Raw genomic sequence first — 8,005 nt, forward strand, 5'->3', positions numbered from 1 at the left:
TAATTAGATATTCAGTTAATTAAAAACAGCGTCTATCAGGTGGAAAGCACCGTCCATAAAAGCAAATGGGAAATTCTCGTATGATACTATCTTACATGCATTTCCGTACTGACCGGTGGTCTGGTTCTGCAACTGCAAGGTGATGAAAGCGCCGTTATCAGTATACTTCACAGGAATATTATTGCTGTTACGATATTCTCCCGATAGCCAATCAGGTGATCCGAGATACGGACAGCCTGATGCAACCGGAGCATTGGTAGGCGTAAAGAAATAATTGAGCAGATATTCTCGTAATAAGTATTGATTTGTAATCTCTCCTTGAAGAGTTGGTGATGGCAGACTTAAATCTATCGTACCTTTCACTCCCGGAATACGATCATTATCCAAAGCCTCTTTTAATGCTTCATTTGTCGGAATGAACCCGATAAGACGTCCTGCCAATCTGTAATCCCAAGCAAGTACACCGTCTATAGTAGCAAACAGTTCGGCTTGTCTCATTAAATAGGCGAATACAAAATTCGGATATTTCGTTTCTCCAATAGAGGTCAACATTGTCCTCAGGCTTGTATATTCCAATCCATCCAATTTTCCGAATACACCGAAGTCACTTTCATATTCATATACTTTACCGTTTGTCCAAGATCCTCCGGCATCATTGGTCACCTCTTTTACTTCGGTGAAAAGTGTAGGAATAACAGTTTGCGGATCTTGACCTAATACACTGTTAAACACATAGTTCGTTGTCATTTTCCCATCTTTCACAAACCAATATGTTCCACCATCCTGAGTAGCATAAACAGCCCAAGGCGTATTAAAGTTAACATCTCCTACTACAGTTCCACCACTGACGATTCTTTTCAGGTCCGAAGTTGAAACAGCCACATCACCATCTTCTCCGGATGTTGCCAGTGTATTACCGACTCCATCAGACATCAGACGCATGTCGCTGATTTCATATCCGCTATTTTTAGTGATCAACATCGTATAGTTTGTAGCAGTGGTAGTGTACGCAGCCATCTGATTACTCTGAAAGATAGCATACAACGAAAGCAGGTAATCTCTTTTAAGGAAAGACGGTCCCATCACGGTACTGAATATTTCAGGCATCGGGAAATTGCTTAATCCATAAAAACTACCGTTCACACAGATACTCTTATCTTTCACATCGCTCAACTGGAAATCATAATGCGAACCCAAAGAGTTGGTAATTCCGCTAATTTCGTCAGGGAAAACGATAGAACCTCCATATACTGATTGATAAAGCAATATCTTAGTAATCAACGGGTCCAAATCAGTTAAAGAAGAATATCCTCCAGCTTTCCAATATCTATTGAAGAAAGTGTTGAGTGCCTGGTTGGACGGTGCAAAGATACTATAGGAGATAGAAGCTAATTCCGGATAAAGACGGAAGTTAGGTGTCGGCCATTCCAACGCGATATTCGGAAGCCCGTTTGGTGAATGTGCATGCAGAAAAAGACTATCTACTCCTACTGCTTTTCCATAATCGGCAGACAAGTCCTTATCATAGGCATAAGTACTGTACTGGCTATAAAAGTCGAGGAAATCGGAATAATCTGATTTTTTCTTTAAAACATCATAAATAGTTTCCAATGGTTCCAACACCCTGTCTACATTATATATATAGCCGTTATTGGTTATGATTTGGTATTCTTTAACACTTGCATTCGACACATTGAACCCGTTATCTCCCGTCCACGTAGAGTTAGGATAGAAAAATTCATAATTCTTCTTGGCATCTATACCTTTAGAGGCAAAGATGTGGTGAGAGAATACAGGCAAGAACCGCTCTAAATGATAGACGGTTACAGTATTGTTTGTTGATGGATCCACTTCCTTTGTAATAGGACTGGTGCTGTGTGTACGAAACTTGTAATACATTCCCGGTTGTAAAACTCCCAATTCATCATCGTCATCATCGTCTTTGCTTGTTGCACTGTCTTCCGGGCGGAAGTTTTCAAGATCACTCTTGCTATAAGAGTAGTAGATTAAATGATAACCAATCAGTTTCTTCAAATCATCTGTCGGTATATCCTTCACTGAAACATAACCGTGTTCTTCCAGATAAGCAGCAAACGCATCATTGTCCGGAGCCATGACAGTTGCGACACTCTTACCATCAAGAATAGGCTTAAAGCCTGATAACTCTGCCGCTTCTAGAAACATGGAGAACTTACCTCCATATTCATTAGAAAGAACTTCCCAAGCTGTACCTTTCAGCCATTCGGGTTTTTCATAATGCTCATCCATCTTGTCCTCACAAGAGAGAAAAAAAGGTGAGAGGAGCAATAATAGCAGCCAATGCCGCTTACGATTCATCACATTTCTCATAATATTAAAATCTGTTAAGTAACAATATAAATCTATTTTATCTATTTTTTAATTAAACAAAAGTTAGATTCTGTTTTTCTTCGGGCACTTTATCATAATACCTGTGAAAAACTGTTGCAAACTTAACGACTTATATAAGAAATAGCAATGAAGAATCGTACATAAACATGGAAAATACCGCCTTTTGAACGAAAATACATGCTCTGAACGCGTTTTTTAAATAAGAAAGAGTGTAGATAATACAATTTATTCCGGTTTTTCTTGAAACAAGAATAACCATATATAAAAGCAATATGGCAAACTTTTCAAATATAATTGTGTCGACAAAGAAGTTGACAAATTAAAAATATATGCGATAAACACAAATTCATGTTTGCGAAGTACAATCAAGAACTATAAAGATTATTTTGCCATTCTTATTGTCACTTGTCACTTTTACAACTTAAACAATTGATTATCAAAGTAATAAGAGTGACAATAGACAGTGACAATAGAGTGACAATAGAAATAATAAAGCTTTCTATTGTCACTTTTACTTTTTCCTCTTTTATATCTTAACCACCAGATACACAGTCCCTTTATTCGTATGTTTGCAAGGAATCCCCTCTTTCTGAAGCAGCCGTCCAAAGTGATGCGCCTTGCCGGAAGACAGCGTAATGGTCGTTCTTTTTTGCAGATAATCCAATATTTCTACCGGAGATAAGTATTCTCCTTCCTTATCATCCCCTGCAACCTTGAAATAACGATAGAATAACTGAATAGCCGGCGGAGTCTGTTCAAACTCCCGATTCCCCTGTGCCAGGATAGCCTCATCCTTATCGTCAAACCAATACCGCTCGCCATGACAAATCTCGTACATAGCCTGTGCATACAACTGCTCATAGTCAATCGGGCGTGCCGTATCAATCGTACCCGTCACCTCAACGCACATAAAACGACGGCTACCGGACGGATCAGTCAGCAAATCCTTCTGATTGCTGGTCGCGATAAACGAAGCATAACGCCGCAACTCCTGCACCGAATTACTGTACGATTTACGAAGATTGACTACCGGCTTTTGCAGAATATGCTTCAAAAAGCCCTGCTGCGTCAAAGTAATCTGATCGAACTCGTCAATATTGATCAGCGCAAAGCGATTCAGATACATTTCCGCATCCCGCTTCCGGCTGAAATCAATACTATCCGTATAATATCCGCGAAGTCCCGGCGGTATCAGATCCCGGCAAAAGGTAGACTTGCGTGTCCCCTGCGCACCTACCAGCAAAGGGGAAGTACTGTTCGCATGCTGCCGGTCCTATTTTCACTTACACATAATACTACCATATCGCGTTTTAATATTAATTTACAATAAAATAGCTAATTACCATTTCTGATAATCAGCTTTATTATAATAATACCGCTTATAAAAACATAGTAGATTCTATCTCACTATTCATAAAACTGAAATCTCATTTTCTTCTTCGACTTAAAAAACTTCCCTATTTTTAGTTCTTTACTATGTGCCATTTTATAAGGTGCCACTAACTCCTTTAGTAATTCATATAGTATTTGATTTACTAATAACATATCTTTATATATATCCCTTAATTGTTCTTCATCGTCATAATAGTGCTTATCTTTATAACCTATAAAAAACATATCAGACTTAGTCTGGTCATATTGAGGAGCTGTAAATCTAAACATAACTTTACTAGGATGAACCCACTTGCAGCCCTCTTTGTATATTTCTGATATTCCGGAATATCTCTTATTTAATTCTCCGCAAAGATAGCCGGCAGTAAGATATTGTTTACCTATACAAAGTTTATTAGTAGGTTTGCCGTCCATGAAATATTTAAAGAAACGTTCTTTATCTCTATATAAGAGACAAGCATAAACTTCCAAACAGCAATCTACCTGCATCCTAATAAAGTGTATAGCAGATAATTTATGTTTTGATAAAGCATTAAAAGCCGAATTATTCTCTAAAGCATACATTATAATGATATACATAAACATATATAAAGGATAGTGATTGTCTGGATTAATACTACCTAATACTTTACCATACCGTTTTGAAAATTTAATAATAGGTCTACCCATAGTATAATTGGAATAAAAAAGGCTAGCCGAAGCTAGCCTAAATTTAATGCATTAGTTCAATAGTGCCTTTATATCTTCTTTTTCATTCTCATCAAGAGCTGAATATAGACGTTTAACCCTAGCTTTTCTCATTTCAGAAGCAAGTTCATCCCCCGAATTAATGATTACATTCAAGTTAGCTATATAAGTCTCAAATCTTGCGACAAAGCTCTTACATTTAGCTTTAACTTGCTCGGGAGTATCTGTTTCTGAAACAAACATACCGACACCAAAAGTTTTGCCCAGTTCACTACGGTTGTTAGACACTAATGCTTCCAATACATTTGTTGAATTTGTTAATTCCATAATTATTATAATTTTAATTATGCCAGCACTATTACTGGCTATTCAGAAGATAGTGCTATCTACAAATTCCGCCACAAATGTAGTATATTATTATAATAACACAAACAAATTCCAACAAAATTTGAACACTCTATGTAAAAAAAGCTATGATAGTATAGCTTTTTAAGAAAAAGCCCTCCATATTAATACCCAACATTATTATACTAATCCTATTAATACTAGAACTAGTATATCTATTATTATAGTATAAAATATAACTGTAATAATAGCCAACTTATTAGTGACCATATTAATACTGATTGATGTATTAGTATTGAATTTCTGTAAAAATAAAAATAGCAAATGAATTTCTTCAAATGGTGATAACCATGTTAGTTTCCACCATACCAAAGAGATATTTAATTCAAAATGTCAAAGTTACATTTATAGGGTAATTACCAATCATCATCACTTGTTTGCAATGGCTTCTTTAGAACTGTATCAATTTTGTCTACAAGGATTTTATAACATGATAGTGAATAAACAAAAGCTCGTGATGAGGTCACTTTAGGATGTTGTCTGTTTTCTGCAAATGGAAAGCAATCAGAAAGTGCCCATATTTGGGTATCTTTAGTAACGCCATTACCTGTTACCCCAAAACCACCACCAAACATTATGACATATCCACTATCGTCATTTATCTTCAATACCTCATAATTCTGTAAGGTATATGTCATTCGAATACGTTCTTCTTTAAAATCAAATTTAATAAGTGGTCGAATGCTTACTCTATATGAGTTATCTCCCATAGTCCGTTTGGCAATATTAGGCAAATAACAACGTGCTATGATTGTTCCTTCTTCCTCATTTGAAACTTGTATAGCTGACTTTGCATCAGAAGACATAGATATGACCCAATCTATAATTTTGCGATATAATTGAGATTTGGACTGACCTTTATACTCTTTTATAACCGATAATGATAGTTCACCCAATTCATTCAACTTATATTCATTGGATAGCTCCTTAGCTTTAGCTGACCAAGACATATCCCCTATATTAGTATATTCTTCTAATTCTTGTTTAGTTACAATTTGGGCATTAATTGTATTACAGACTAATCCTAATAACATTATAAAAATAATCTTTTTCATGTTGACTTGAAGCTTACTATTAGTATGATGTATTTTTGTGTTCAAATGTACAAAAAACAAATTAATTAATCAGATTTTATTATATATATTCTCTAACAAGCCTTGTTGTAAAAGATGTGTTGTAATAATTAATAGAACAATAAAAAACAGCAAATGAATTTCTTCAAATGCTGTTTTGCTTAATATTCACCAATAATTCATTCTATTTAAAGTATAATATATTTAATGGTCCTAATAATATCATCTTAGTTACAGTATAACCTCTACCTTCCCATGTAATTTTGGTAGATTCTTTAACAAAGAAAGCGTAGTCTATTAGAAGCATACTCGATATAGCTAAATGTATTATTAGATACCATTTAACAATCTTGATAATTTTATTCTTCATTTGTATCTAATTTGATAGAATATGTATCTCCCTTTATCAAATAAAGATTTCCATAATTTTGTATGTAACTGTTGATATATTGCAAAAATGAATCTGTGTTGTATTTCTCATAAAATATACTCTTGAAATCTACCTCTTTCAAATTTTTATATGCATAAATACGACCATGTATATACGGATAAATTTCCTCTAAAGACTCAAATTTGAATACGTATTTATGATGTATTCCCATATTATCAAATATTCCTTTGATAATCATTTTTTCATCAACATATAAATCCTCGTAGGCATCAGTTGGGTCAAAAAACTCCATCCAAAATTCATCAGTCCTATTTATTATTTCCATAACTCATTTTATCATACCAATCTTTTAGTCTTATTGGTTCATTTAAAATAGTTTACTTAGCTCCTCTAAAATACAAGGAGTATCTTTCACATCATCGGGCACTGGAAGATTATCTACGGTTCTACTCTTCATAAATGCAAGATGAAATCTAAATAAAAGAGCCTCTTCTATACTACCTTCAACAAGTTTTCCGTCTATAAAATCTTCGACGGAAGATATAAAACCATGTTTGCGTAATCTACTATATGTTGCTTCTATTATTTCAAACTCTCGTTTACTACGCAATCTATCTACCAATTCACAAAATATTGATAAAGTTTGTTCCCTATTTATTTCCATACTCTTTTATCAATGCATTTATTTTCCTTAAAAACTCTTGCTTGTTTAAGCTATTGTATATTTCTTTGAAATCTTTGCTTCTCCATTGTTGATGCTTGAATACACACACTCCATATATATCCTCTTCTATTTCCTCTAATGAGTTGTACAGATTAATAGAATATATTCCTCTCTCACTTCGATTAGCAAGTATTTGCAAATAATATGAGAACATATTTAATTCTGACAAATCAACTTGTGGGGGTTGATAGTGAGATTTCATATCCCATATTTCCCAATGTGTGATTAGATATTTCTTAAGTTTACTTGCCTTTGTCATTTCTTACTTATATCTTGGATTAGCATTTATCACTAGCGTAGGCTTCCAATAGTATTTATTGAGCAATTGTCTAAATATTTCTTTATCTTTAATGATTCCATAATATATCTTTCTAGGGCAATCAAGTACATCCCAATCATCCCAAAGATTAAATGAAAATAAAATCTCTTCAATCTCTTGCAAAAAATTAAATGGTTTGCCATTATTTTCCTCTCTTAATATATGTATTGCAGATTTAAAAACCATTTCATCTGTATACTCTGCATATTTCCTACTACTATAATCTTTAGTTAGCTCATAAGAAGGATTATCTTTTTTATATCTCTCATAAAATTCCTCTACTGATACAAAATTACTAGTGTTATGATAAGGGTGATATATTGGATTGTGAGCGTCAAAGGGATTACGAACACACATTGTTTCTATTTTTAGAGGAAATTCTCTAGTTGCATAATTCTCATTTTCCATAGTTCATTTGTTTAATTATTCGTTTCATTTATAAAGTACTCTATTGTATTCCAATACTTATCTACTTGTTGCTTTACATACCACATATCTAAATGAGGACGATTCCCAAAATTATGTAAGCCCCCGATAAAGTACCCGTTGTCTTTGTATCTTTAAGTCTCGATCTTTGCCAGAAAAAAGACTATGCAAAAAATGAGTAAAGAAGAATTCATTGAAATCCTGTCTCGTCAACAGCG

General features: G+C 34.2%; 8 protein-coding genes and 1 pseudogene. All 9 read right to left on the reverse strand.

Annotated elements, in window-relative coordinates:
* Positions 1-15: 15 nt before the first annotated feature.
* Positions 16-2,349 (reverse strand): fasciclin domain-containing protein, encoded by a 2,334-nt coding sequence (locus NBH01_RS15710; protein WP_225679249.1) that lies wholly within the window; start codon positions 2,347-2,349, stop codon positions 16-18.
* A gap of 547 nt (positions 2,350-2,896) precedes the next feature.
* Positions 2,897-3,643, reverse strand: a pseudogene (locus NBH01_RS15715) (DUF3874 domain-containing protein); the annotation flags it as partial.
* 134 nt (positions 3,644-3,777) lie between these two features.
* Positions 3,778-4,431: a hypothetical protein gene (locus NBH01_RS15720; protein WP_004321931.1), complete on the reverse strand. Its 654-nt coding sequence runs from the start codon at positions 4,429-4,431 to the stop codon at positions 3,778-3,780.
* Between the two features lie 51 nt (positions 4,432-4,482).
* Positions 4,483-4,776, reverse strand: coding sequence for a hypothetical protein (locus tag NBH01_RS15725; RefSeq protein ID WP_004321934.1), 294 nt, complete (start codon positions 4,774-4,776; stop codon positions 4,483-4,485).
* Positions 4,777-5,210: 434 nt separating this feature from the next.
* A complete protein-coding gene (locus NBH01_RS15730; protein WP_229037622.1) occupies positions 5,211-5,909 on the reverse strand; it encodes a DUF4468 domain-containing protein in 699 nt (232 codons plus the stop codon).
* Between the two features lie 377 nt (positions 5,910-6,286).
* The gene (locus tag NBH01_RS15735; RefSeq protein WP_002559021.1) at positions 6,287-6,643 is read right to left on the reverse strand and encodes a hypothetical protein; all 357 of its coding nucleotides are present in this window, start codon (positions 6,641-6,643) and stop codon (positions 6,287-6,289) included.
* Positions 6,644-6,685: 42 nt separating this feature from the next.
* Positions 6,686-6,982: a hypothetical protein gene (locus NBH01_RS15740; RefSeq protein ID WP_002559020.1), complete on the reverse strand. Its 297-nt coding sequence runs from the start codon at positions 6,980-6,982 to the stop codon at positions 6,686-6,688.
* The gene (locus NBH01_RS15745; protein ID WP_250700186.1) at positions 6,969-7,244 is read right to left on the reverse strand and encodes a hypothetical protein; all 276 of its coding nucleotides are present in this window, start codon (positions 7,242-7,244) and stop codon (positions 6,969-6,971) included. The genes NBH01_RS15740 and NBH01_RS15745 overlap by 14 nt, the downstream gene beginning before the upstream one ends.
* 60 nt (positions 7,245-7,304) lie before the next feature.
* A complete protein-coding gene (locus NBH01_RS15750; protein ID WP_002559018.1) occupies positions 7,305-7,769 on the reverse strand; it encodes a hypothetical protein in 465 nt (154 codons plus the stop codon).
* Between the last annotated feature and the right edge of the window lie 236 nt (positions 7,770-8,005).

Origin of the sequence: Bacteroides sp. B1-V-101 (assembly GCF_023656585.1) — a bacterium.
In the GTDB taxonomy this organism is placed as follows: Bacteria; Bacteroidota; Bacteroidia; order Bacteroidales; family Bacteroidaceae; genus Bacteroides; species Bacteroides thetaiotaomicron.